A 23,409-nucleotide genomic window follows, 5' to 3' on the forward strand; every position below is an offset into this window, starting at 1 on the left:
ATGCAGTCACCATCGCGCGGGAGACGCCTCGACGCTGTCTCCGGCCCCTTCACCCCGCGTACCCCCAGGGTGGTCGCCGCCCGCCGGTTGCAGCGCCGCCGGGACCGCGAGGCCGCCGGCCGCTTCCTGGCCGAGGGGCCGCAGGCGGTCCGCGAGGCCCTGGCCCGCCCGGGCGTGGTCACCGAACTCTTCGGTACGCCCGCCGCCCTGGACCGGCACGCCGACCTGGCCGCCGTCGCGGCCCGTGCCGACGTGCCCGTCTCCGAGGCGACCGACGAGGCGCTCGCCGCGCTGGCCGAGACCGTCGCCCCGCAGGGCCTCGTCGCCGTCTGCCGCCACCTCGACGTGCCGCTGGAGCGGGCCCTGGCCGACGGGCCCCGCCTGGTGGCCGTGCTCGCCGGGATCCGCGACCCGGGCAACGCCGGCACCGTGCTGCGCACCGCCGACGCCGCGGGCGCGGGTGTGGTGGTCTTCGCCGGCGAGGCCGTCGACCCGTACAACGGCAAGTGCGTGCGGGCCTCGGCCGGCAGCCTCTTCCACGTCGACGTGGTCCGCGCGCCCGACCCGGTGGACGTCGTCGCGGCGCTGCGCGCCGCCGGGCTCACCGTGCTCGCCACCACCGGCTACGGCGAGGACGACCTCGACGACCTCGCCGACGACGGGCGGCTCGCCGCCCCCACGGCCTGGCTCTTCGGCGCGGAGGCGCACGGCCTGCCCGAGGCGCTCACCGCCGCCGCCGACGCCCGGGTCCGGGTGCCCCTGCACGGGCGCGCCGAGAGCCTGAACCTGGCTGCGGCCGCCGCCGTCTGCCTGTACGCTTCGGCGAGAGCACAGCGGCGGTCGTGACCCGGCCGTCGAGACAGATCGCAGGGGAGACCGTCCGCCCATGAACGCGCCACGGCGTTCGTTTAGCCAGCCCGCCGGTGTCGGCGGGCGGCGGGCCTGACCTGCTCCCCGCACAACTCCCACCGGCGGGCTGCGGCACAGCCGCGCGTCCGTAGACTCGCTTCGCCGCCCGTGAGGGCTGGCGCCGCCGTGAGGGAGTGCCCGTACGCCATGAGCTACCGCAACGATCCGTACGACCCGAAGCAGGTCGCCCTGCTCGACCCGGCCGCCCTGGCCGAGGCCGTCGCCGCCGCCGAGAAGGCGTTCGCCGAGGCCGGTGACCCGGACGCGCTGACCGCGCTGCGCCCGGCGCACCTCGGCGACCGGTCCCCGGTCTCGCTGGCCCGCCGCGAGATCGGCGCGCTGCCGCCGGCCGCCAAGTCCGACGCCGGCAAGCGGGTCAACGAGGCCCGCCGCGCCATCGACGCCGCGTACGCGGCCCGCCAGGAGGTCCTGGACCGGGAACAGGCGCAACGGGTGCTGGTGGAGGAGCGCGTCGACGTGACGCTGCCCCACGACCGGCGGCCCCGGGGCGCCCGGCACCCGATCAGCACCCTGATGGAGCAGGTCAGCGACCTGTTCGTCGGCATGGGCTACGAGGTGGCTGAGGGGCCCGAGGTCGAGCTGGAGTGGACCAACTTCGACGCGCTGAACATCCCCGCCGACCACCCGGCGCGCGGCCTGATGGACACCTTCCACGTCGCGCCGCCGGAGGGCACGGAGGGCTCCGGCCTCGTCCTGCGTACGCACACCTCGCCGGTGCAGGCGCGCACCATGCTGACCCGCAAGCCGCCGATCTACGTGATCGTGCCGGGCCGGGTCTATCGCACCGACGAGCTGGACGCCACCCACGCGCCGGTCTTCCACCAGGTGGAGGGGCTCGTGGTGGACCGGGGCATCACCATGGCGCACCTGCGCGGCACCCTGGACCACTTCGCCCGGGCGATGTTCGGCGAGGGCGCGAAGACCCGCTTCCGGCCGCACTACTTCCCGTTCACCGAGCCGTCGGCCGAGTTCGACGTCTGGTTCCCGGAGCACCGCGACGGCCCGCGCTGGGTCGAGTGGGGTGGTTGCGGCATGGTCAACCCGCGGGTGCTGCGCGCCTGCGGCATCGACCCCGAGGTCTACTCCGGATTCGCGTTCGGCATGGGCATCGACCGGACGGTGATGTTCCGGCACGGGGTCAGCGACATGCGGGACATGGCCGAGGGCGACGTGCGGTTCACCCGCGCGTTCGGGGTCGGGGCGTAGGCGATGCGGGTACGAGTCATGGAGACGGTGGTCTGAGTCATGCGAGTTTCTGTCAGTTGGCTGCGGGAGTACGTCGACCTCCCGGCCGACCTGCCCGCCGGCGACCTGGAGCAGGCCCTGGTCGGCCTGGGCATCGAGGTCGAGTCCGTGGTGGACCTGCGGGAGACCGTCACCGGTGCGCTGGTGGTCGGTGAGGTCCGCGAGATCGAGGAGCTGACCGGCTTCAAGAAGCCGATCCGGTTCTGCCGGGTCGACGTCGGCGACGCCAACGGCACCGGCGAGCCGCAGGAGATCGTCTGCGGGGCGCGCAACTTCGCCCCCGGCGACCGGGTCGTGGTGATCCTCCCCGGCGGCGTGCTGCCCGGCGGCTTCGCCATCGGCGCGCGCAAGACGTACGGGCGCAACTCCCACGGCATGATCTGCTCCGCGCGGGAGCTGGGCCTGGGCGACGACCACGACGGCATCGTCGTGCTGCCCCAGGACACCCCGGCCAAGCCGGGCGACGACGCGCGGCCCGTCGTCGGCCTCGACGACGTCGTGGTCGACCTGGAGATCACCCCCGACCGGGGGTACGCGATGAGCGTCCGCGGCCTGGCCCGGGAGCTGTCGCACGCCCTCGGCGTGCCGTTCCGCGACCCGGGCCTGGCGCCCGCGCCCGGCGGCACCGCCGAGCCGGCATACCCGGTCGAGGTGCGCGACACCGTCGGCTGCGACCGGTTCGCCGCCCGCCTCGTGCGCGGCGTCGACCCGACGGCGCAGAGCCCCGACTGGATGCAGCGGCGGCTCACCGTCGCCGGCATCCGCAGCATCTCGCTGCCGGTCGACATCACCAACTACGTGATGCTCGAACTGGGCCAGCCGATGCACGCCTTCGACGCCGACCGGATCGCCGGGCCGCTGGTGGTCCGCCGCGCCGAGGCGGGGGAGAAGCTCACGACCCTGGACGGGGTCACCCGCGCCCTCGCGCCCGAGGACATGGTGATCTGCGACGACTCTGGCCCGATCTCGCTGGCCGCCGTGATGGGTGGCGAGACCAGCGAGGTCGTCGCCGGGACGACGAACGTGCTCTTCGAGGCCGCCCACTGGGACCCGGTGATGGTCGGGCGTACCGCCCGCCGGCACAAGCTGTTCAGCGAGGCGGCGAAGCGGTGGGAGCGGGGCGTCGACCCGGCCCTGCCGCTGGTGGCCGTCGCGCGGGCGGTCCGGCTGCTCACCGAGCACGCCGGTGGCGCGGCCGGTGACGAGATCCTCGACATCGACCACGTCCGGCCGCGTACCCCGGTCGTCCTGCCGGCCGACCTGCCGAGCCAGCGGATCGGCGTGAGCTATCCGCCAGCGCGGGTGGCCGCCCTGCTGGAGCAGGTCGGCTGCACGGTGGCCAGGGGCGCCGACCGGCTGGCCGAGGACCCGGGCGAGGTCGGCGTGGCCGCCGGCACCGGGGGCGCGCTCAGCGTCACTCCGCCGACCTGGCGGCCCGACCTGACCGACCCGGCCGACCTGGTCGAGGAGGTGGTCCGCCTCGACGGGTACGACCGGGTGCCGTCGGTGCTGCCGACCGCGCCGCCCGGCCGCGGCCTGACCTGGCAGCAGCGCCGCCGCCGGGCCGTGGCCCGGTCGCTCGCCGAGCGGGGGTACGTGGAGGTGCTCGCGCACCCGTTCGTCGCCCCCGGGCTGGCCGACCAGCTCAGCCTGCCGGCCGACGACCCGCGCCGGAGCGCGGTGCGACTGGCCAACCCGCTGTCGGAGGAGGAGCCGCTGCTGCGCACCACGCTGCTCGGCCCGCTGCTCGGCATCGCGAAGCGCAACCTCGGCCGGGGCCAGCGCGACCTCGCCCTCTACGAGATCGGCGCGGTGTTCCACCCGCGTCCCGACGCCGGCCGCCCGCCGGCGATGGGCGTGGACCGGCGACCCACCGACGAGGAGTTCGCCGCCGCCGACGCGGTGGTTCCCGACCAGCCCCGGCACGTCGCCGTCGTGCTGACCGGCGACGTCGAGCCGGCCGGCTGGTGGGGCGCGGGCCGCCCGGCCGGCTGGGCGGACGCCGTGGAGGCCGGCCGCGACGTGCTCGCCGCCGCCGACGTCCCGGTGGACCGGATCGAGGTCCGGGCCGCCGAGTACGCCCCCTGGCACCCCGGCCGCTGCGCCGAGCTGCTGGTCGACGGCACGGTGGTCGGGCACGCCGGCGAGCTGCACCCGGCGGTCGTGGCGGCGCTGGAGCTGCCCCGGCGTACCAGCGCCATGGAACTGGACCTGGACGCGCTGCCGGCCGCCCCGGTGGCGTCCGGGCCGGTCGTCTCGGGCTTCCCCCCGGCGCTGATCGACGTGGCGCTGGTGGTGGACGCCTCGGTGCCCGCGGCGCAGGTGCAGCAGGCCCTCGTCGAGGGCGCCGGCGGGCTGCTGGAGCAGGTGCGCCTGTTCGACGTGTACGCCTCGGAGCAGCTCGGCGAGGGGCGCAGGTCGCTGGCGTACAAGCTCACCTTCCGGGCCCCGGACCGGACGCTGACCGTGGAGGAGGCGGTGGCCGCCCGGGACGCGGCGGTCGCCCGCGCCACGGAGCGCTTCGGCGCCACCCTGCGCGGCGCCTGAGTGACGACGAATGCCCCTCCCGCCGGCGCGGGAGGGGCATTCGGCATGCTCCCGGAGTTCCTGCGCCTCGCGGAGCAAGCGACTCGCTACATGACCGCACGAGCTCGGCGACGACGAGGTTCCCGCGAACACCGCGAGCAGCGATCCCGACGTGACGGGCCTGACCGGGTGTCGCGGTACGTGTCTGGCCGGACTCGGGTGGCCGCCCGCCAGCCGTGCTGCTGTCCAAGATCATCTCCGACGAATCGGCTGAAAGGTCAGGGGCCTCGGAATTTTTGGCTACCCGCCAGTCACATCCGAGCGGTTAACCTGCTTTGATTCCAGGTGTAGCCGGAGTCACACCCCCGCCGCCCCCACGGGAGTCGAGTCATGTCCGAGGATCCGCCGATCACCACCGTCGATGTCTGCATCGTGGGCGGCTGCGGGCGGGTGGGGCTGCCGCTGGGCATCGCCTTCGCCTCGCGCGGCCTCTCCGTCGTGCTGTACGACATCAACGCCGACGCGGTCGACACCGTCAACGCGGCCGGGCTGCCCTTCGCGGAGCCCGGCGCGGCCGAGGCGCTCGCGGAGGCGGTGGCCGCCGGCCGGCTGCGCGCCAGCACCGACCCGGCCAGTGTCGGCGCCTCCGAGCACCTCGTCGTTGTGGTCGGCACCCCGGTCGACGAGCACCTCAACCCGGACCTGAGCGCCGTGCCCCGGGCCCTGGAGCGCTGCGCCGAGCACCTGCGCGACGGGCAGCTCGTCGTGCTGCGCAGCACCGTCTACCCCGGGGTCACCGCGCTGACCGAGAAGCTGCTCGCCGGCAAGGGCATCCGCGCCGACGTGGCGTTCTGTCCGGAGCGCATCGCCGAGGGGCGGGCGATGACGGAGCTGTTCACGCTGCCGCAGATCGTCGCCGCCCGTACGCCGGGGGCGCTCGCTCGCGCCGAGAAGTTGTTCCGGCACCTCACCAGTCAGATCGTGCCGCTCGAGCCCGAGGAGGCCGAGCTGGCGAAGCTGTTCACCAACACGTGGCGCTACATCAAGTTCGCCACCGCCAACCAGTTCTGGATGATGGCCAACGACTTCGGTCTGGACTTCGCCCGGATCCGGCACGCCGTGGCGCACGACTACCCGCGCGCGGCGGACCTGCCGATGCCCGGGTTCGCGGCCGGGCCGTGCCTGTTCAAGGACACCATGCAGCTGGCCGCGTTCAACCGGAACAACTTCGTGCTCGGCCACTCCGCCATGTTGATCAACGAAGGACTGCCGCTCTACCTGGTGTCCCGCCTGGAGGACCGCTTCGACCTGTCCGAGCTGACCGTGGGCATCCTCGGGATGGCCTTCAAGGGCGGAAGCGACGATCCCCGGGAGAGCCTGGCGTACAAGCTGCGCAAGATCCTGACGCTGAAGACCCGCGAGACGCTCTGCACGGACCCCCACGTGGTCGACGAGCGGTTCGTCGACCTGGACGAGGTGCTGCGCCGGGCCGACCTGCTGGTGATCGCCGCCCCGCACGAGCAGTACGCCCGCCTGGAGACCGACAAGCCGATCATCGACATGTGGGGCCTGACCGGGCAGGGGGTGCGGGTGTGAAGCCCCGGGTCTCGGTGATCGTGCCGGTCTACAACGAGGGCGAGGCGATCCTGCGCTGCCTCGAGCGGATGCTGCGCGAGATGCTGCTGCCCGCCGAGGTGCTGGTCGTGCACGACATGCCCGAGGACACCACCGTGCCGTACGTCGAGCAGGTCGCCCGCACGGACCCGCGGGTGCGGGCGGTGCTCAACACCTACGGTCGCGGTCCGGCCAACGCGATCCGGTTCGGCATCGACGCGGCGCTCGCCCCGGTGGTGGTCGTGACCATGGCTGACGGCTGTGACGATCCCCGCCAGATCGACGAGCTGGCCCGGCTGGTAGACCGGGGGGTGGTGGTCGCGGCCGCCTCCCGCTACATGCCCGGGGGCCAGCAGGTCGGCGGGCCCCGGCTGAAGCGGATCATGTCGCGCTGGGCGGGACGCAGCCTCTACACCCTCGCCCGCGTCGGCACCCGCGACGCCACGAACAGCTTCAAGGCGTACGACACCGCGTTCGTGCGGGAGGTGGGGATCGAGTCGCGGACCGGCTTCGAGATCGGGCTGGAGCTGACCGCGAAGGCGACCCGGCTGCGGCTGCCCGTGGCCGAGATCCCGACCATCTGGCTCGACCGGCCGTTGGGGGAGTCCCACTTCGACCTGGGTCGCTTCCTCCCCGGCTACCTGCGCTGGTACTTCTTCGCCTACGGTCGGCGGCTGAGCCGGGAGAGACTGGCCGGCCGCGCCGCCCCGAGCGGGGCCGTGCCGGCCCAGCGCGACCCGCAGGACAGCACCGAGTTCGAGACGACCGCATAGGAGCGCACGTGGCGAAGGTCCTGGTAACTGGTTCGGCCGGCTTCATCGGCGGCTATCTCGTCTCCGAGTTGTTGGACCGGGGCCACGAGGTCGTCGGTGTGGACGACTTCTCCAAGTACGGCCCGGTCACCCACAGCTACGACCAGCACCCCCGGTTCCGGTTCGTCGAGGGCGACGCCCGGGACGCGGACCTGCTCACCGAGCTGCTGGACGGCTGCGACCACCTGGTCGCCGGTGCGGCGATGATCGGCGGCATCTCCTACTTCCACGCGTACGCCTACGACCTGCTCGCCACGAACGAGCGGATCATGGCGGCCACCTGCGACGCGGCGATCCGCGCCCACCGCGACGGCCGCTTGGCGAAGGTCACCTACCTCTCCTCCTCGATGGTCTTCGAGTCCACCGAGCACTGGCCCAGCCGGGAGGGCGACGAGCGCCGCATCCCGCCGCCGCTGTCGTCGTACGGCTTCCAGAAGCTGGCCGTGGAGTACTACGCCCGGGCGGCCTGGGAGCAGTACCAGCTGCCGTACACGATCGTGCGGCCGTTCAACTGCGTCGGCGTGGGGGAGGGGCGGGCGCTGGGGCAGGCCGAGGTGCTCTCCGGCAACGTCAAGCTGGCCATGTCGCACGTCGTGCCCGATCTGGTGCAGAAGATCGTGAAGGGGCAGGACCCGCTGCACATCCTCGGCGAGGGCAACCAGGTCCGGCACTACACCTACGGCGGCGACCTGGCCCGGGGCATCGCCACGGCGATCGAGCACCCGGCGGCGCGCAACGAGGACTTCAACCTCTCCACGGCCGAGTCGACCACGGTCCTGGAGTTGGCCGAGCTGATCTGGCGCAAGATCAAGGGCGAGCACGTGCCGTTCCAGTATGTCTCCGACGAGCCCTACCAGTACGACGTGCAGAAGCGGGTGCCGGACGTCACCAAGTCCCGTGAGGTGCTGGGCTTCACGGCCAGCACCTCGTTGGACGAGATGCTCGACGAGGTGATCCCGTGGGTGACCCGTGCGGTCGAGGAGGGCCGCCTCTGAGCGGTCCCCCGCCGGTTCGAGGCCCGTGTCCGCGCACCGCGGCGCGGGCCTCCGCCAGGACGGGGGTCACGTCTCATTGCCATACGGTCGACTGCATGAACTTGCAGGCGTGGGCTTCCGCTTGCTAGCCTTCTCTGCATAGTCATGCGGAGGTGGGGATGGGTATTCGAGTCGCGGTCGCCGGAGCGAGCGGCTACGCCGGGGGCGAGCTGATCCGTCTGGTGGCCGGGCACCCGGAGTTCGAGCTGGTCGCCGCCACCGCGCACAGCCAGGCCGGGCACCGGCTCGACGTCGTACATCCGCAGCTCGCCGGCCTGGACATGATCCTCGGCGAGACGGACGCGGCGACGCTCGCCGACGCGGACCTGGTCTTCCTGGCCCTGCCGCACGGGCAGTCGGCGGCCCTGGCGGCCCAGCTCCCGCCCGAGGTGCGCGTCGTCGACCTGGGCGCCGACCACCGGCTCGCCGACCCCTACGCCTGGGCCAACTACTACGGCGGCACCCACGCCGGCCCGTGGACCTACGGCCTGCCGGAGCTGCCCGGCCAGCGGGAGCTGATCGCCGGTTCCACCCGGATCGCCAACACGGGCTGCTACGCCGCCGCGATCATCCTGGCCCTCGCCCCGCTGATCGCCGCCGGCGCCGCCGCCCCGGCCGACGTGGTGGTCGTCGCCGCCTCGGGCACCTCGGGCGCGGGCAAGGCGGCCAAGCCGCACCTGCTCGGCAGCGAGGTGATGGGCGACCTGTCGCCCTACCGCGTGGGCACCCACCAGCACGTACCGGAGATCAAGCAGGCCACCGGCGCGACCGGCCTGTCGCTGACGCCGGTGCTCGCGCCGATGCCCCGGGGCATCCTCGCCACGGTGACGGCCGTGCCGGCCCGGGGCGTCGACCCGCGCGCGGTGCTCGCCGAGGCGTACGCGGACGCGCCCTTCGTGCACGTCCTGCCGGAGGGGGCCTGGCCGCACACCGCCGCCACCCTCGGCTCCAACTCCTGCCACCTCCAGGCCACCGTCGACGTCGACTCCCGGCGCATGATCGTGCTGAGCGCGCTGGACAACCTCGGCAAGGGCGCCGCCGGCCAGGCGGTGCAGAACGCCAACCTCATGTGCGGCCTGCCGGAGACGACGGGCCTCTCCACCTGGGGGGTCGCACCGTGAGCGCGAGGAGTGCAGCGCAGCGGAGCCCCGCAGTCGCGAACGAAGGAGTCGCACCGTGAGTTCCGTAGCCACGAACGAAGGGCTGGTGCAGTGAGCGTCACGACCCCACGGGGGTTCCGGGCGGCCGGGGTGGCCGCCGGGCTCAAGACCAGCGGCGCGAGCGACGTCGCGCTGGTCGTCAACGACGGCCCGGACGCCGGTGTCGCCGGCGTGTTCACCGCCAACCGGGTCAAGGCCGCGCCGGTGCTCTGGACGCAGCAGGTGGTGCGCGGCGGCGTGGCGCGCGCCGTGATCCTCAACTCCGGCGGCGCCAACGCCTGCACGGGCCCGGCCGGCTTCCAGGACACCCATGCCACGGCCGAGCACACCGCCGCCGCGCTCACCGCGGCCAGCCCGCGGCTGATGCTGGGCGCCGCCGACGTGGCGGTCTGCTCGACCGGCCTGATCGGCGAGCGGCTGCCGATGGGCAAGCTGCTTCCCGGCGTACGCTCGGCGATCCGCCGGCTGGCGCGCGACGGCGGCCCGGCGGCGGCCGAGGCCATCATGACCACGGACACCCGGCCCAAGACCGCGGTGGCCCGGGGCAGCGGCTGGACCGTCGGCGGCATGGCCAAGGGCGCCGGCATGCTCGCCCCGGCGATGGCCACCATGCTCTGCGTGCTGACCACCGACGCGGTGGCCGGGCCGGAGGACCTCGACGCCGCCCTGCGGGAGGCGTGCCGGGTCACCTTCGACCGGATCGACTCCGACGGCTGCATGTCGACAAACGACACGGTGCTGCTGCTGTCCAGCGGCGCGAGCGGCATCGCGCCGACCCCGGCCGAGCTGGCGGCGGCGGTGACCGCCGCCGCCCACGACCTGGCCCAGCAGCTCATCGCCGACGCCGAGGGTGCCACCAAGCAGATCGCCATCGACGTGGTCGGCGCGGCCTGCGAGGACGACGCGGTCGAGGTGGGGCGCTCGGTGGCCCGCAACAACCTGGTCAAGACCGCGCTGTTCGGCAACGACCCGAACTGGGGCCGGATCCTCGCCGCCGTCGGCACCACCGCCGCCGCGTTCGAGCCCGACGGGGTCGACGTCGCCGTCAACGGCGTCTGGGTGTGCCGCTCCGGCGCCGCCGCCGAGGACCGGTCGAAGGTCGACCTGACCGGCCGGGACGTCACCATCCGCATCGACCTGCACGCCGGCGCCGCCGAGGCCACGATCTGGACCAACGACCTGTCCCACGCGTACGTGCACGAGAACTCGGCCTACTCGACATGAGCCTCTCCACCGACCTCGCCCGCGCCCAGGTCAAGGCGGCCACGCTGATCGAGGCGCTGCCCTGGCTGGCCCGCTTCTCCGGCTCGACCGTCGTGGTCAAGTACGGCGGCAACGCCATGGTCGACCCCGAGCTCCAGCGGGCCTTCGCCGCCGACATGGTCTTCCTGCGCTACGCCGGCCTCCGGCCGGTCGTGGTGCACGGGGGCGGCCCGCAGATCTCCGCCATGCTCGGCCGGCTGGGCATCGCCAGCGAGTTCCGGGGCGGCCTGCGGGTCACCACCCCGGAGGCGATGGACGTGGTCCGGATGGTCCTGGTCGGCCAGGTCGGCCGGGAACTCGTCGGCCTGATCAACGCCCACGGCCCGTTCGCGGTGGGCCTCTCCGGCGAGGACGCCGGGCTGTTCACCGCCGTGCGGCGGCCCGCGTACGTGGACGGGGAACCTGTCGACGTCGGGCAGGTCGGCGACGTCGAGTCGGTCGACGTCTCGGCGGTCACCGACCTGATCGGGGCCGGCCGCATCCCGGTGATCTCCACCGTGGCGCCCGACACCGACGGGGTGCTGCACAACCTGAACGCCGACACCGCCGCCGCCGCGCTCGCCGTCGCCCTCGACGCCCGCAAGCTGGTCGTCCTCACCGACGTGCCGGGCCTCTACGCCGACTGGCCCGACACCGACAGCCTGATCAGCGAGATCACCGTCGACGAACTGGCGGCGCTGCTGCCGTCGCTGTCCAGCGGCATGGTCCCGAAGATGGAGGCGTGCCTGCGAGCGGTGCGGCAGGGCGTGCCGGCCGCGCACGTCGTGGACGGCCGGGTCGCCCACTCCACGCTGCTGGAGGTCTTCACCTCGGAAGGATTCGGAACCATGGTCGTGAGCGCGAGGAGTGCGGGAGCGGAGCGACCGAGCCCCGCAGTCGCGAACGAAGGTGGTGCCGTGAGCGCGAGGAGTGCGGGAGCGGAGCGACCGAGCCCCGCGGTCGCGAACGAACCGGACACCGTCAGCGCGCGGAGCGGGCCTGTCAGCTCCGCCGCCGCCAACCAGGAAGGCACGATCGCCGGATGAGCACTCTCGTCGAGCGCTGGGCACAGTCCATGATGGACAACTACGGCACGCCGCCGCTCGCCCTCGTCGCCGGCTCCGGCGCCGTCGTGGTTGACGACGCCGGCCGGGAGTACGTCGATTTCGTCGGCGGCATCGCGGTCAACGCTCTCGGTCACGCCCACCCGGCCGTGGTGGCCGCCGTGTCGAAGCAGGTCGCGACCCTCGGGCACGTCTCGAACCTCTACGTCGCCGAACCGCCGGTGGCCCTCGCCGAGCTGCTGCTGGCCCTGGCCGGGCGGCCGGGACGGGTCTTCTTCGCCAACTCGGGCGCGGAGGCCAACGAGGCGGCGTTCAAGCTCTCCCGGCTGACGGGCCGCACGCACGTCGTCGCCACCCGGGGCGGCTTCCACGGCCGGACGATGGGCGCGCTCGCCCTCACCGGCCAGCCGGCCAAGGCCGACCCGTTCCGCCCGCTGCCCGGCGAGGTGACCCACGTCGACTACGGCGACGTGGCGGCCCTGGAGGCGGCGGTCACCGACGCCACCGCGATGGTGATCCTGGAGCCGATCCAGGGGGAGAACGGCGTGGTGGTCCCGCCGGCCGGCTACCTGGCCGCCGCACGCCGGATCACCGCCCGGCACGGCGCGCTGCTGGTGCTCGACGAGGTGCAGACCGGTGTCGGGCGTACCGGGCACTGGTTCGCGCACCAGGCCGAGGGGATCGAGCCCGACGTGGTGACCCTGGCCAAGGGCCTCGGCGGCGGGCTGCCGATCGGCGCCTGCCTGGCCTTCGGCCGCGCCGCCGAGCTGCTGGCCCCCGGCTCGCACGGCACCACCTTCGGCGGCAACCCGGTGAGCTGCGCCGCCGCCCTCGCGGTGGTGTCGACCATCGCCAGCGAGGGGCTGCTCGACCACGTCACCCGGATCGGCGAGCGGCTGCGCCGGGGGATCGAGGCGCTCGACCACCCGCTGGTCGACAACGTACGCGGCGCGGGCCTGCTGCTCGGCGTGGTGCTCACCGCGCCCGTCGCGAAGGTGCTCGCCGAGGCGCTGCGGGAGGCCGGCTTCCTGGCCAACCCGGCGCAGCCCGGCGTGCTGAGGCTCGCCCCGCCGCTGATCCTCACCGTCGCCCAGGCCGACGACTTCCTGGCAGCCCTCCCGGCCGCCCTCGACGCGGCGTCCCCGGCCGCCGCCGGTGCCGCCGCTGCCACTTCCACCGCCGGCTCCGTCGCGACCGCCGCCGCCCCCGTCCCGCCCGCCGCCGCCCCCGTCCCGCCCGCCGCCGCCTCCGTCCCGCCCGCCGCCTCTGTCCCGTCGGCTGCCGGAGCATCCCCGGCTGCCGCCGCCGGCTCCGCGTCGGATCTTGGTGAGAAACGGCCCCTCCAGGGGCCGGAACCTACCAAGATCTCGACGCCACCCACCGCACCCACCGCGTTCACGGCGTCGACAGCGCCCTCCGCGCCCTCCGCGCCCACGCCAGCCACCGCGCCGGCCGCGTTGACGCCGCCCACCGTGTCCACGCCGCCGACCACGCCCACCGCACCCAGGCCGTCCAGCGGCGGCGGGGCGATGCCGAGCACGGCGGAGGCGGGGGCGTGATCCGGCACTTCCTGCGGGACGACGACCTGAGCCCCGCCGAGCAGTCGGCCGTGCTCGATCTGGCGGCGCGGATGAAGGCCGACCGGTTCGGTCACCGGCCGCTGGCCGGGCCCCGGTCGGTGGCGGTGCTGTTCGACAAGCAGAGCCTGCGTACCCGGTTCTCGTTCGACGTCGGCATCGCCGAGTTGGGCGGGCACCCGCTCGTGGTGGACACCCAGGTCACCCACTTCGGGCGGGGCGAGACCCTGGCCGACGCCGGCCGGGTGCTGTCCCGCTACGTCGCGGCGATCGTGCTGCGTACCCACGGCGACGACCGGATCGCCGAGGTGGCCGACGGCGCCAGCGTGCCGGTGGTCAACGCGCTCACCGACGGGTTCCATCCCTGCCAGCTCCTGGCCGACCTGCTCACCGTCCGCGAGCACTGCGGCGGCACCGCCGGCCGGACGCTGGCGTACGTCGGCGACGCGGCGAACAACCTCGCCCATTCGTACCTGCTGGCCGGGGCGACCGCCGGCATGCACGTCCGGGTCGCCGGGCCGGCGGGCTTCGGCCCCGACCCGGAGGTGGTCGCCCGGGCCGCGAAGATCGCCGCCGGCACCGGGGGTTCGGTGCAGGCGCTGACCGATCCGGTGGCGGCGGTGGCCGGCGCCGACGTGGTCGCCACGGACACCTGGACCTCGATGGGGCAGGAGGACGACGGGCTGGACCGGATCACCCCGTTCCTGCCGTACCAGGTCAACGCCGCGCTGCTCGGGCACGCCGCGCCCGACGCCGTCGTGCTGCACTGCCTGCCCGCGCACCGGGGCGAGGAGATCACCGACGAGGTGCTCGACGGCCCGCAGAGCGTCGTGTTCGACCAGGCGGAGAATCGGCTGCACGCCCAGAAGGCGCTGCTGACGTTCCTCCTCGGGGCCGCGCCCGCCGCCCCGGACGCGGCGGCGCCGGGCGTCGCCGCGACCAGGGAGACACCATGACCGCCCCGCTGACCCGTGCCGCCCGGCACGCCCGCATCGTCGAGCTGATCCGCGACAAGGCGATCCACTCGCAGACCGAGCTGGCCGACCTGCTCTCCGGCGACGGCATCCAGGTCACCCAGGCCACCCTCTCCCGGGACCTCAAGGAACTGGGGGCGGTCACCGCGCGCGGCGGCGACGGGCGGGCCGTCTACCTCATCCCCGAGGACGGCCACCGGCCGCTGCGCGACGCCGAGGCGGCGCCGGCCCGGCTGGTCCGGCTGCTGCGCGAGCTGCTCAACGGGGTCGACGCCAGCGGCAACATCGCCGTACTGCGCACCCCGCCGGGCGCAGCCCACTACCTGGCCAGCGCGTTGGACCGGGCGGGCCTGCCCGAGGTCGTCGGCACCATCGCCGGCGACGACACCATCCTCGTCGTGGCCCGCGAGGCCGTCGGCGGGGCCGCGCTCGGCGACAAGCTCGCCGGCTGGGCCCGCCGCGAAGAGAACGTCGAAGGGAACACCACACCATGACCGAGCGGGTCGTGCTCGCCTACTCCGGAGGGCTCGACACCTCCGTCGCCATCCCGTACCTGGCCGAGGAGACCGGCGCCGAGGTGATCGCCGTGGCGGTGGACGTCGGGCAGGGCGGCGAGGACCTCGACGCCATCCGGCAGCGCGCCCTGGACTGCGGCGCCGTGGAGTCGGAGGTGGTCGACGCGCGCGACGAGTTCGCCGCCGGGTACTGCCTGCCGGCCATCCGCGCGAACGCGCTCTACATGGACCGCTACCCGTTGGTCTCCGCGCTGTCCCGGCCGCTGATCGTCAAGCACCTGGTGGCCGCGGCGCGCAAGCACGGCGGCACCATCGTGTCGCACGGCTGCACCGGCAAGGGCAACGACCAGGTCCGTTTCGAGGTCGGCCTCGGCGCGCTCGCCCCCGACCTGAGGATCGTCGCGCCGGCCCGGGACTTCGCCTGGACGCGGGACAAGGCGATCGCCTTCGCCGAGGAGAAGGGGCTGCCGATCGACGTGTCGGCGAAGTCCCCGTACTCCGTCGACCAGAACCTGTGGGGCCGCGCCGTCGAGACGGGCTTTCTGGAGGACATCTGGAACGCGCCGATCGAGGACCTCTACTCGTACACCTGCGACCCGGCGCAGGAGCGCGACGCCGACGAGGTCGTGATCACCTTCGACGCCGGCGTCCCGGTGGCGATCGACGGCGAGACCGTCACCCCGTACCAGGCGATCCGGGAGCTCAACCGGCGCGCGGGCGCCCAGGGCGTCGGCCGGCTCGACATGGTCGAGGACCGCCTGGTCGGCATCAAGAGCCGCGAGGTGTACGAGGCACCGGGCGCGATCGCGCTGATCACCGCCCACCAGGAGCTGGAGGCGGTGACCGTGGAGCGGGACCTGGCCCGGTTCAAGCGCGGCGTCGACCAGCGCTGGGGGGAGCTGGTCTACGACGGCCTCTGGTTCTCGCCGCTGAAGCGCGCGCTGGACGCGTTCATCGACGACGCGCAGCGGCACGTCACCGGCGAGGTGCGGCTGACCCTGCACGGCGGCCGGGCCACCGTCACCGGGCGCCGCTCCGAGGCCAGCCTCTACGACTTCGGCATGGCCACCTACGACACCGGCGACACCTTCGACCAGTCCCTGGCGAAGGGCTTCGTGCGGCTCTGGGGCCTGCCCAGCGAGATGGCCGCCGCACGGGACGCCCGGTTGGGCGGCTGCTGACCATGACCACCAGAATGGGCGCCGTGGACGACAAGAGCCTGACCGAGAACAGCGCCGCCACCAACCGCACGAGCCTGTGGGGCGGCCGATTCGCCGGCGGCCCCGCCGAGGCCCTGGCCCGCCTGTCGGTGAGCGTGCAGTTCGACTGGCGGCTGGCCCCGTACGACATCGCGGCGTCCCGGGCGCACGCCCGGGTGCTCGCGGGGGCCGGCCTGCTCGACCCGGAGGAACTGGGCCGCATCCTCGCGGCCCTGGACGATCTGGAGGCCGCCTGCGCCTCCGGGCAGTTCCGTCCCACGGTCGACGACGAGGACGTGCACACCGCCCTGGAGCGCGGCCTGCTGGAGCGGCTCGGCAGCCTCGGCGGCAAGCTGCGCGCCGGCCGGTCCCGCAACGACCAGGTCGCCACCGACCTGCGGCTCTACCTGCGCGACCACGCCCGGGGCGTGGCCGGTCGGCTGGTCGAGCTGGCCGAGGCCCTGGTCGAGCAGGCCGAGCGGCACGTGGAGACCGCCGCACCCGGCATGACGCACCTGCAGCACGCCCAGCCGGTCACGTTCGGGCACTGGCTGCTGGCCCACGTGCAGCCGCTGCTGCGCGACCTGGAGCGGCTGAGCGACTGGGACCACCGCACGGCGGTCAGCCCGCTCGGCGCGGGCGCGCTCGCCGGTTCCGGCCTGCCGCTGGACCCGGTGGCCGTCTCCAAGGAGCTGGGCTTCCGCACGTCCTTCGCCAACTCGATGGACGCGGTCGCCGACCGGGACTTCGTCGCCGAGTTCCTGTTCGTCACCGCGATGATCGGGGTGCACCTGTCCCGCCTCGGCGAGGAGGTGGTGCTCTGGACGTCGCAGGAGTTCGGCTGGGTGGAGCTGGACGACGCGTTCGCCACCGGTTCGTCGATCATGCCGCAGAAGAAGAACGCGGACATCGCCGAACTGGCCCGGGGCAAGTCCGGCCGGCTGGTCGGCGGGCTGATGAGCGTGCTCACCATGCTCAAGGGCCTGCCGATGAGCTACGACCGGGACATGCAGGAGGACAAGGAGCCGGCCTTCGACGCGGTCGACACCCTGGAGCTGCTGCTGCCGGCGCTCGCCGGGATGATCTCCACGATGACCGTACGCGCCGACCGGCTCGTGGCCGCCGCGCCGGTCGGGTTCTCCCTCGCCACCGAGGTGGCGGACTGGCTGGTGCGCCGCAACGTGCCGTTCCGCGACGCGCACGAGATCACCGGGCGGCTGGTGGCGCTCTGCGTGGCCCGGGACTGCGCCCTCGACGAGGTCAGCGACGACGACCTCGCGGCCGTCAGCGAGCACCTCGACCCGTCGGTGCGCGACGTGCTCTCGGTCCGCTCGGCGCTCGCCGCCCGGATCACGCCCGGCTCGACCGGTCCCGGGCCGGTCGCCGACCAGCTCGCCGCCGCCGCCGACAAGCTCGCCACCTGGCGGGAGTGGGCCGCCGAGCGGGTCGTACCCCGCTGAGTCGCCGACCCCGCGCGGCGCCGCCGACCCCGCGCGGCGCCGCCGGCGTCGCGCGGGGTTCAGCCCGCCGGGCGCTCCCGCTTCGGCAGCTTCGCCACCACCGCGTCGTACGAGGCGTCGACCGCCTCGATCAGCTCCTCCTCGTCGAGGCCGCCGGCCAGGCGCAGCGTGTTCCAGCCGGCGCGCCCGATGTACGGCGACGGCCGCGCGTCGCCCGGGTGCCGGTGCAGCCACTCGTCGGCCACGTCCCGGCTCGGGCCGCACTTCACCCCGACGGTCGGCTGGTCGCCGCCGGCGGAGCCGAGGAAGGCGAAGATCCGGCTGCCGACCTTCACCACCTCGTCGCCCTCCCACGGCCGGTCGAGCCAGGCTCCCGGCTTCCCCAGGCAGTACGCCAGCATCTCCTCGCGCGTCATCGCGTCCTCCTCGACACCGATCCCGCGCCCAGTCTCGTCCATCGGCGGCGTCACCCGGTGGTGGCGGTGCGGGCGGAGAGCCGTTCGAAGCGCTGCTTGGCGGCCTGCGCGCTGCCCAGCCCGAGCCCGTACGCGATCTGCTGCCAGGTGAGTCCGCGGCTGCGGGCCAGCGTCAGCAGCCCCGCCTCCATCGTGTCGACCTCGGCGCGCAGGTGCGGCACGAGGGTGAGCGCCGCGACGAGGTCCGCCTCGTCGACGGGCTCCTCGTCGGACTCCACCTCGGCCCCGCCGGCGGCCAGGGCGATGACGAGCGCGACCGCCTCGTAGGTGTCCGGTACGTACGGGTTGGTGTGCCGGCGGCGCCGCGTCTCGGTGCCGGCGTGCCGCTCGCTGATCCGGTGCAGCGCCTCGTAGGTGCGGTGGGCCCGGGACGCGCCGGCGTCGGGGGCGGTGAAGGAATCGGTCATGCGAGCACCTCATCACTTCAACGCTACGTTGTCAACGGAATGTTGAGGGCTCTCCGGCATTGGGCGGCGCCGGCGGATAGGGTCGTGCTCGTGGTGGCGTACTCCCAGCGCCGGCCCGCCGACCTCGCGGGGCTGGCCGACCTGCTCGCCGGCCCGGTGGTGCCGGCCGCCCGGGCCCTGCTCGGCTGCCGGCTGACCGCCGGCGACGTGACCGTCCGGATCACCGAGGTCGAGGCGTACGCCGGGACGGCCGGCGACCCCGCGTCGCACGCGCACCGCGGTCGCACCCCGCGCAACGCCGTCATGTTCGGGCCGGCCGGGCACGCCTACGTCTACTTCACCTACGGCATGCACTGGTGCATGAACGTCGTCACGGGCATCGAGGGGGAGGCCTCGGCGGTGCTGCTGCGCGCCGGCGAGGTGGTCGACGGCGTCGAGACGGCCCGCGCCCGGCGCCCCGCCGTACGCCGGGACGTCGAACTCGCGCGCGGGCCCGCCCGGCTCTGCGCGGCCCTGGGCATCGACAAGAGCGCCTACGGTCGCTGGCTGCTCAACGACGGGCCGGTCCGGCTGCGCCCGGCCGAGGTGCCGGTGCCCGACGAGGCGGTCGCCGCCGGGCCGCGCGTCGGCGTCACCGGCGCGCACGACGTGCCGTGGCGGTTCTGGATCACCGGCGACCCGACGGTCAGCGCCTACCGCCGGCACGTGCCGCGCCGGCGGTCGTGACGCGGCTGTCGTCAGAGGGCGGAGGCCAAAGTGGCGCAGCCGGCCCGGCCCGCCGGCAGGCCGTTCCAGTCCCGCCGGGCGACGGCCTGTCGGCGGTACGCGGGAACGACGTCAGCCGAGCAGTTGCTGGAACTCCGCCGGCGTCAACCCGGCCTGACGGAGGATGGAGGCGAGAGTTCCCCGCTTGATCGTGTTGTGCTGTGGAACGACGACAACGTTGCCGGCAGAGTTGCGGTAGACCGCATGGCTTCCTTTGGTCCGTACGTGTTCGAATCCGGCCTTGGTGAGTGCGGCGAGGACCCTGCGTAGCGGGAGATCGGCGAGTGCCGGGCTCATGCGGCCTTTTCCACCTGGAAGGATGTCACCAGCGGAGTCGCCTCGATGCTCGGCTCGAAGGCCTCGTCGAGGTAGACCTCCACCGCTTCCCTCAGGTTGGCCATGGCGTCATCGAGTGTCTCGCCCTGGCTGGCGACATCCAGCTCAAGGCATCGGGCGACGTACCAGTCGTCTTCCTGGTGAACCGCCGCAGTGAATGTCCGAACCATCAAGGTCCTCCTGATCCGGCGAGTCGGCTCCGTCATTTTACGCGTCAGGCGGTTCGTGGGACACGTTGTGCCAGGGCGCCACGCGCGGCGCCTTTCGAAGCGAGGCACCTGCGCGGACAGGTGGCGGCGGCCACCGGCGGTGCCTCCGGTGGCGGAATAGTTGACTCGTCAAACATGTTGTGCGGTGCGTCCGGGCGCCGCAGCGGCCCCGGCCAGGGACAACGCGAGGAGCTGGTCATGCAGTTCGGAGTCTTCACCGTCGGCGACGTCACGGTCGACCCGACCACCGGTCGCGAGCCGACCGAGCATGAGCGGATCAAGGCGATGGTCACGATCGCGCTCAAGGCCGAGGAGGTCGGCCTCGACGTCTTCGCCACCGGCGAGCACCACAACCCGCCGTTCGTGCCGTCGTCGCCCACCACCATGCTGGGCTTCATCGCCGCCCGCACCGAGCGCCTGCTGCTCTCCACCTCCACCACGCTGATCACCACCAACGACCCGGTGAAGATCGCCGAGGACTACGCGATGCTCCAGCACCTCGCCGACGGCCGGGTGGACCTGATGATGGGGCGCGGCAACACCGGGCCGGTCTACCCGTGGTTCGGCCAGGACATCCGCAACGGCATCCCCCTCGCCATCGAGAACTACGACCTGCTGCACCGGCTCTGGCGCGAGGACGTGGTCGACTGGAAGGGTCGCTTCCGTACCCCGTTGCAGTCGTTCACCTCGACGCCGCGCCCGCTCGACGGCCTGCCGCCGTTCGTCTGGCACGGCTCGATCCGCAGCCCCGAGATCGCCGAGCAGGCCGCCTACTACGGCGACGGCTTCTTCGCCAACCACATCTTCTGGCCGAAGGAGCACACCCAGCGGATGGTCGGGCTCTACCGGCAGCGCTACGCCCACTACGGCCACGGCTCCGCCGACCAGGCCATCGTGGGCCTCGGCGGGCAGGTGTTCATGCGGCGCAACTCGCAGGACGCGGTACGGGAGTTCCGGCCGTACTTCGACAACGCGCCCGTCTACGGGCACGGCCCGTCGCTGGAGGAGTTCACCGCGCAGACCCCGCTGACCGTCGGCAGCCCGCAGCAGGTCATCGACCGCACGCTGGGCTTCCGCGACTACGTCGGCGACTACCAGCGCCAGCTGTTCCTCATGGACCACGCCGGCCTGCCCCTGAAGACCGTGCTGGAGCAGCTCGACCTGCTCGGCGAGGAGGTCGTCCCCGTGCTGCGCAAGGAGTTCGAGTCGCTGCGCCCGGCGCACGTGCCGGCCGCGCCCACCCACGCGACCCTGCGGGACGCCGCCACCAGCGGCGACGCCGCGGATCGCGCCGGGACGGGAGCGGGCCGATGACCCGCCGCACCCTCGCCGTGGTGTCGGCCGGGCTGGGGCGGCCCTCGTCGACCCGGCTGCTCGCCGACCAGCTCGCCGCGGCCACCCGCGACGAGCTGGCCCGGCGCGGCGACGACGTCGACGTCCGCCCCGTCGAGCTGCGCGAGCACGCCCACGACATCGTCAACCACCTGCTGACGGGCTTCCCGTCGCCCGCGCTGCGGGAGGTGCTCGACACGGTCACCGGCGCGGACGGGCTGATCGCCGTCACGCCGATCTTCCACGCCTCGTACAACGGGCTGTTCAAGTCGTTCTTCGACCTGGTCGGGCCCGGCGCGCTCGCGGACCGGCCGGTGCTGGTCGGCGCCACCGGCGGAACGGCCCGGCACTCGCTGGCGCTGGAACACGCTCTCCGTCCGATGTTCGCCCACCTGCGGTCCGTCGTGGTTCCCACCGCGGTCTTCGCCGCTCCGGAGGACTGGTCCGCCGGGTCCGCCGACGGCGCGCTGCGGGCGCGGATCGCCCGCGCCGGCGGCGAGCTGGCCGATCAGGTCCACCGGCGGCCGGCGTCCACCGGCCCCGCCGACCCGTTCGCCCTCACCACCAGCTTCGACGAGCTGCTCGGCGGCCGGGACCACTGATCGCCGCCGACCCGCCGGCCCCCCCCGGGGCCGGCGGGTCGGGGCACGTCAGCGGGCGTGACCGTACGGGCGGGCCACCAGCACCGGGCAGTGCGCGTGCTGCACGAGGGCCTGGCTGACCGAGCCGAGCAGCAGCCCGGCGAACCCACCCCGCCCCCGGGAGCCGACCACCACCAGCGCCGCGTCCCCGCTGGCCTCGACGAGTGCCTGCTCGGCCTTCGGCGCCCGGAGCACCCGCTCCTCCACGGCCAGCCCCGGGTGGCTGCCCCGAACGGCCGCCGCGGCGGTGGCCAGCAGCTCGGCGGCCTGCGTCTCCGTCGCCTCGTCCGCCGGCGCGCGGTCCGGGGGCCCGACGTGCAACAGCACCAGCCCGTCGCCCCGGCGGGCCGCCTCGTCGGCCGCGTACCCGACCGCCAGCTCGGCGGGCTCCGACCCGTCCACCCCGACCAGCACCGGCCCGGCGACGGGGATCGGCTCCTCTGCGGGGCGCACCACCAGCACCGGGCAGTGCGCGTGGGCGGCCACCTGCGTGCCGACCGAGCCGAGCAGCAGCCCGGCGAAGCCGCCCAGCCCCCGGCTGCCCACCACCACCAGCTCGGCCCGCCGGGACTCCTCCACCAGCGTCGCACCCGGCCCGCCCGCCACCTGGCGTACCTCGACGGTCAGCCCCGGGCAGCGCTCGGCGAGGTCGGCGGCCGTCGTCTCCAACATCTTCTGCGCCTCCTCGGTCGGCGCCGGCAATCCCAGGTCGTACGGGTTGACCGGCACGCCGTAACCGAGCGGATGCAGGTATCCGTGCACCAGGTGCAGGGGGCGGGACCGCAGCACGGCGGCCCGGGCGGCGTGCTCCGCCGCCAGCAGGCTCGCCGGTGATCCGTCCACACCCACCACCACGGGTCGGTTCATGAGCCCTCCCAGAGATCGATCAGGCCATTGTCGACGTGGCACCGCCGACCCGCCGGCATTTGCGTCGACGCCGTCGCGCCGGCCGGGGGAGCGGCCGACGCGACGGCGTCGTGGTGCGGTGACCGGATCAGGACGCGTCGGCCCGCTTCGGGTGCCGCACGATCACCAGCGGGCAGTGCGCGTGGTGCAGCACCGCGTGGCTGACCGAGCCGAGCAGCAGCCCGCCCAGCGCGCCCCGGCCGCGCGCCCCCACGACCACCAGCTGGGCCTTCTTCGACTCCTCCACCAGTACGCCGCCCGGGGAGCCCCGGACCAGCCGGTGCTGCACCGGCACGTCGGGATAGCGCTCGGCGAAACCGGCGACGGACTCCGCGAGGGCGCGTTCCTCGTCCGCGGCGTAGGCGTCCAGGTCGTACACCAGGGGCAGGATGTCGCCCGGGCCGACCGGCGTGGGATAGAGCCAGGCCTGCACCGCGAGCAGCGGGGCACCCCGGCGGCTCGCCTCCTCGAAGGCGAACTCCACGGCCTCGAGGGAGCACTCGGAGCCATCCACGCCCACGACGACCGGGCCGTCGGCGCGCACCTCGCCACGCACCACGAGGACGGGCACCTGCGCGTGGGCGGAGACCTGCACGGTGGACGAGCCGAGCAGCAGCCCGGCGAAGCCGCCCAGGCCCCGGTGGCCAAGCACCAGAAGGGCGGCGTCCTGGGACTGCGCGAGCAGGACGGGGGTCGCCGCGCCGTCGACCACCACACCCGTCACCGGCACGTCCGGGGCGACCTTCGTGGCCTCGGCGATCGCCTCGGCGACGTACCGCTCGGCCTGGTTGCGTAGGCCGGCGCCGGCCGGCGCGCCCTCGGCGGCACCGAGCGGGGCGCGCGTCAGGGGCCAGATGAAGGCGTGCACGACCCGCAGCGGACGCTGCCGCTGCGCTGCCTCCCGCGCCGCCGCCCGGACCGCGTCGAGCGCGGCGGCCGAGCCGTCCACACCCACCACGACGGGGGCACCGGTGTTGATGGTCAT

The 23,409-nt window shown here is 74.0% G+C and carries 21 protein-coding genes and 2 pseudogenes; 17 read left to right on the forward strand and 6 right to left on the reverse strand.

Annotation, left to right across the window (positions count from 1 at the left end; all coding sequences use genetic code 11):
- The 14 genes and pseudogenes from AB0B83_RS17875 to argH all read left to right on the forward strand — a co-directional run bounded on the left by AB0B83_RS17875 (position 1) and on the right by argH (position 17,352).
- Entirely contained in the window at positions 1-846 is an 846-nt protein-coding gene (locus tag AB0B83_RS17875) for an RNA methyltransferase (RefSeq protein ID WP_357579117.1), read from the forward strand.
- A 210-nt stretch (positions 847-1,056) separates the two neighbouring features.
- Positions 1,057-2,136: a phenylalanine--tRNA ligase subunit alpha gene (gene pheS / locus AB0B83_RS17880; protein ID WP_357579118.1), complete on the forward strand. Its 1,080-nt coding sequence runs from the start codon at positions 1,057-1,059 to the stop codon at positions 2,134-2,136.
- Between the two features lie 39 nt (positions 2,137-2,175).
- The gene (pheT, locus tag AB0B83_RS17885) at positions 2,176-4,722 is read left to right on the forward strand and encodes a phenylalanine--tRNA ligase subunit beta (protein ID WP_357579119.1); all 2,547 of its coding nucleotides are present in this window, start codon (positions 2,176-2,178) and stop codon (positions 4,720-4,722) included.
- Between the two features lie 369 nt (positions 4,723-5,091).
- The gene (locus AB0B83_RS17890; RefSeq protein WP_357579120.1) at positions 5,092-6,297 is read left to right on the forward strand and encodes a nucleotide sugar dehydrogenase; all 1,206 of its coding nucleotides are present in this window, start codon (positions 5,092-5,094) and stop codon (positions 6,295-6,297) included.
- Positions 6,294-7,088: a glycosyltransferase family 2 protein gene (locus AB0B83_RS17895; RefSeq protein ID WP_231925639.1), complete on the forward strand. Its 795-nt coding sequence runs from the start codon at positions 6,294-6,296 to the stop codon at positions 7,086-7,088. The genes AB0B83_RS17890 and AB0B83_RS17895 overlap by 4 nt, the downstream gene beginning before the upstream one ends.
- 8 nt (positions 7,089-7,096) lie before the next feature.
- Positions 7,097-8,122: an NAD-dependent epimerase/dehydratase family protein gene (locus AB0B83_RS17900; RefSeq protein ID WP_357579121.1), complete on the forward strand. Its 1,026-nt coding sequence runs from the start codon at positions 7,097-7,099 to the stop codon at positions 8,120-8,122.
- Positions 8,123-8,280: 158 nt separating this feature from the next.
- Entirely contained in the window at positions 8,281-9,282 is a 1,002-nt protein-coding gene (gene argC / locus AB0B83_RS17905) for an N-acetyl-gamma-glutamyl-phosphate reductase (RefSeq protein WP_357579122.1), read from the forward strand.
- Positions 9,283-9,372: 90 nt separating this feature from the next.
- A complete protein-coding gene (gene argJ, locus AB0B83_RS17910; RefSeq protein ID WP_357579123.1) occupies positions 9,373-10,545 on the forward strand; it encodes a bifunctional glutamate N-acetyltransferase/amino-acid acetyltransferase ArgJ in 1,173 nt (390 codons plus the stop codon).
- Positions 10,542-11,426: pseudogene (gene argB / locus AB0B83_RS17915) on the forward strand (acetylglutamate kinase); the annotation flags it as partial. The gene argJ and the pseudogene argB, both read left to right, overlap by 4 nt.
- Positions 11,427-11,605: 179 nt before the next feature.
- Positions 11,606-12,778 (forward strand): annotated as a pseudogene (locus AB0B83_RS17920) (acetylornithine transaminase); the annotation flags it as partial.
- A gap of 404 nt (positions 12,779-13,182) precedes the next feature.
- Positions 13,183-14,160, forward strand: a complete 978-nt coding sequence (gene argF / locus AB0B83_RS17925; RefSeq protein ID WP_357579124.1) for an ornithine carbamoyltransferase — start codon at positions 13,183-13,185, stop codon at positions 14,158-14,160.
- Positions 14,157-14,672, forward strand: coding sequence for an arginine repressor (locus AB0B83_RS17930; protein ID WP_311414714.1), 516 nt, complete (start codon positions 14,157-14,159; stop codon positions 14,670-14,672). The genes argF and AB0B83_RS17930 overlap by 4 nt, the downstream gene beginning before the upstream one ends.
- Positions 14,669-15,874, forward strand: coding sequence for an argininosuccinate synthase (locus tag AB0B83_RS17935; protein ID WP_357579125.1), 1,206 nt, complete (start codon positions 14,669-14,671; stop codon positions 15,872-15,874). The genes AB0B83_RS17930 and AB0B83_RS17935 overlap by 4 nt, the downstream gene beginning before the upstream one ends.
- A 14-nt stretch (positions 15,875-15,888) precedes the next feature.
- Positions 15,889-17,352 carry an argininosuccinate lyase gene (gene argH, locus AB0B83_RS17940; RefSeq protein WP_357579138.1) on the forward strand — a complete coding sequence of 488 codons (1,464 nt, stop codon included), beginning with the start codon at positions 15,889-15,891 and terminating at the stop codon, positions 17,350-17,352.
- Positions 17,353-17,411: 59 nt separating this feature from the next.
- On the opposite strand, the gene AB0B83_RS17945 is transcribed toward argH, so the two are convergent.
- Positions 17,412-17,768, reverse strand: coding sequence for an MmcQ/YjbR family DNA-binding protein (locus AB0B83_RS17945; protein WP_357579139.1), 357 nt, complete (start codon positions 17,766-17,768; stop codon positions 17,412-17,414).
- Between the two features lie 50 nt (positions 17,769-17,818).
- Complete coding sequence (locus tag AB0B83_RS17950; RefSeq protein WP_357579126.1) at positions 17,819-18,235, reverse strand: DNA-binding protein; 417 nt, start codon at positions 18,233-18,235, stop codon at positions 17,819-17,821.
- A 90-nt stretch (positions 18,236-18,325) separates the two neighbouring features.
- Between AB0B83_RS17950 and AB0B83_RS17955 the strand changes: the two genes are divergently transcribed.
- Entirely contained in the window at positions 18,326-18,961 is a 636-nt protein-coding gene (locus AB0B83_RS17955) for a DNA-3-methyladenine glycosylase (protein WP_357579127.1), read from the forward strand.
- A 111-nt stretch (positions 18,962-19,072) separates the two neighbouring features.
- On the opposite strand, the gene AB0B83_RS17960 is transcribed toward AB0B83_RS17955, so the two are convergent.
- Both AB0B83_RS17960 and AB0B83_RS17965 read right to left on the reverse strand, forming a co-directional pair.
- A complete protein-coding gene (locus AB0B83_RS17960) occupies positions 19,073-19,297 on the reverse strand; it encodes a type II toxin-antitoxin system HicA family toxin (RefSeq protein ID WP_357579128.1) in 225 nt (74 codons plus the stop codon).
- On the reverse strand, positions 19,294-19,506 hold the full coding sequence (locus tag AB0B83_RS17965; RefSeq protein WP_357579129.1) for a type II toxin-antitoxin system HicB family antitoxin: 213 nt from the start codon (positions 19,504-19,506) through the stop codon (positions 19,294-19,296). Before AB0B83_RS17965 ends, AB0B83_RS17960 begins: the two co-directional genes overlap by 4 nt.
- A gap of 237 nt (positions 19,507-19,743) precedes the next feature.
- On the opposite strand from AB0B83_RS17965, the gene AB0B83_RS17970 reads away from it, so the two are divergent.
- Positions 19,744-20,859, forward strand: a complete 1,116-nt coding sequence (locus AB0B83_RS17970) for an LLM class flavin-dependent oxidoreductase (RefSeq protein ID WP_357579130.1) — start codon at positions 19,744-19,746, stop codon at positions 20,857-20,859.
- Complete coding sequence (locus tag AB0B83_RS17975) at positions 20,856-21,479, forward strand: FMN reductase (protein ID WP_357579131.1); 624 nt, start codon at positions 20,856-20,858, stop codon at positions 21,477-21,479. The genes AB0B83_RS17970 and AB0B83_RS17975 overlap by 4 nt, the downstream gene beginning before the upstream one ends.
- Before the next feature lie 48 nt (positions 21,480-21,527).
- Here the strand turns inward: AB0B83_RS17975 and AB0B83_RS17980 are convergent, their stop codons facing one another.
- Positions 21,528-22,385 (reverse strand): universal stress protein, encoded by an 858-nt coding sequence (locus AB0B83_RS17980; protein WP_357579132.1) that lies wholly within the window; start codon positions 22,383-22,385, stop codon positions 21,528-21,530.
- 127 nt (positions 22,386-22,512) lie between these two features.
- Entirely contained in the window at positions 22,513-23,409 is an 897-nt protein-coding gene (locus tag AB0B83_RS17985; RefSeq protein ID WP_357579133.1) for a universal stress protein, read from the reverse strand.

The sequence above is a fragment of the Micromonospora sp. NPDC049060 genome (genome assembly GCF_040649055.1).
GTDB lineage: Bacteria > Actinomycetota > Actinomycetes > Mycobacteriales > Micromonosporaceae > Micromonospora > Micromonospora reichwaldensis.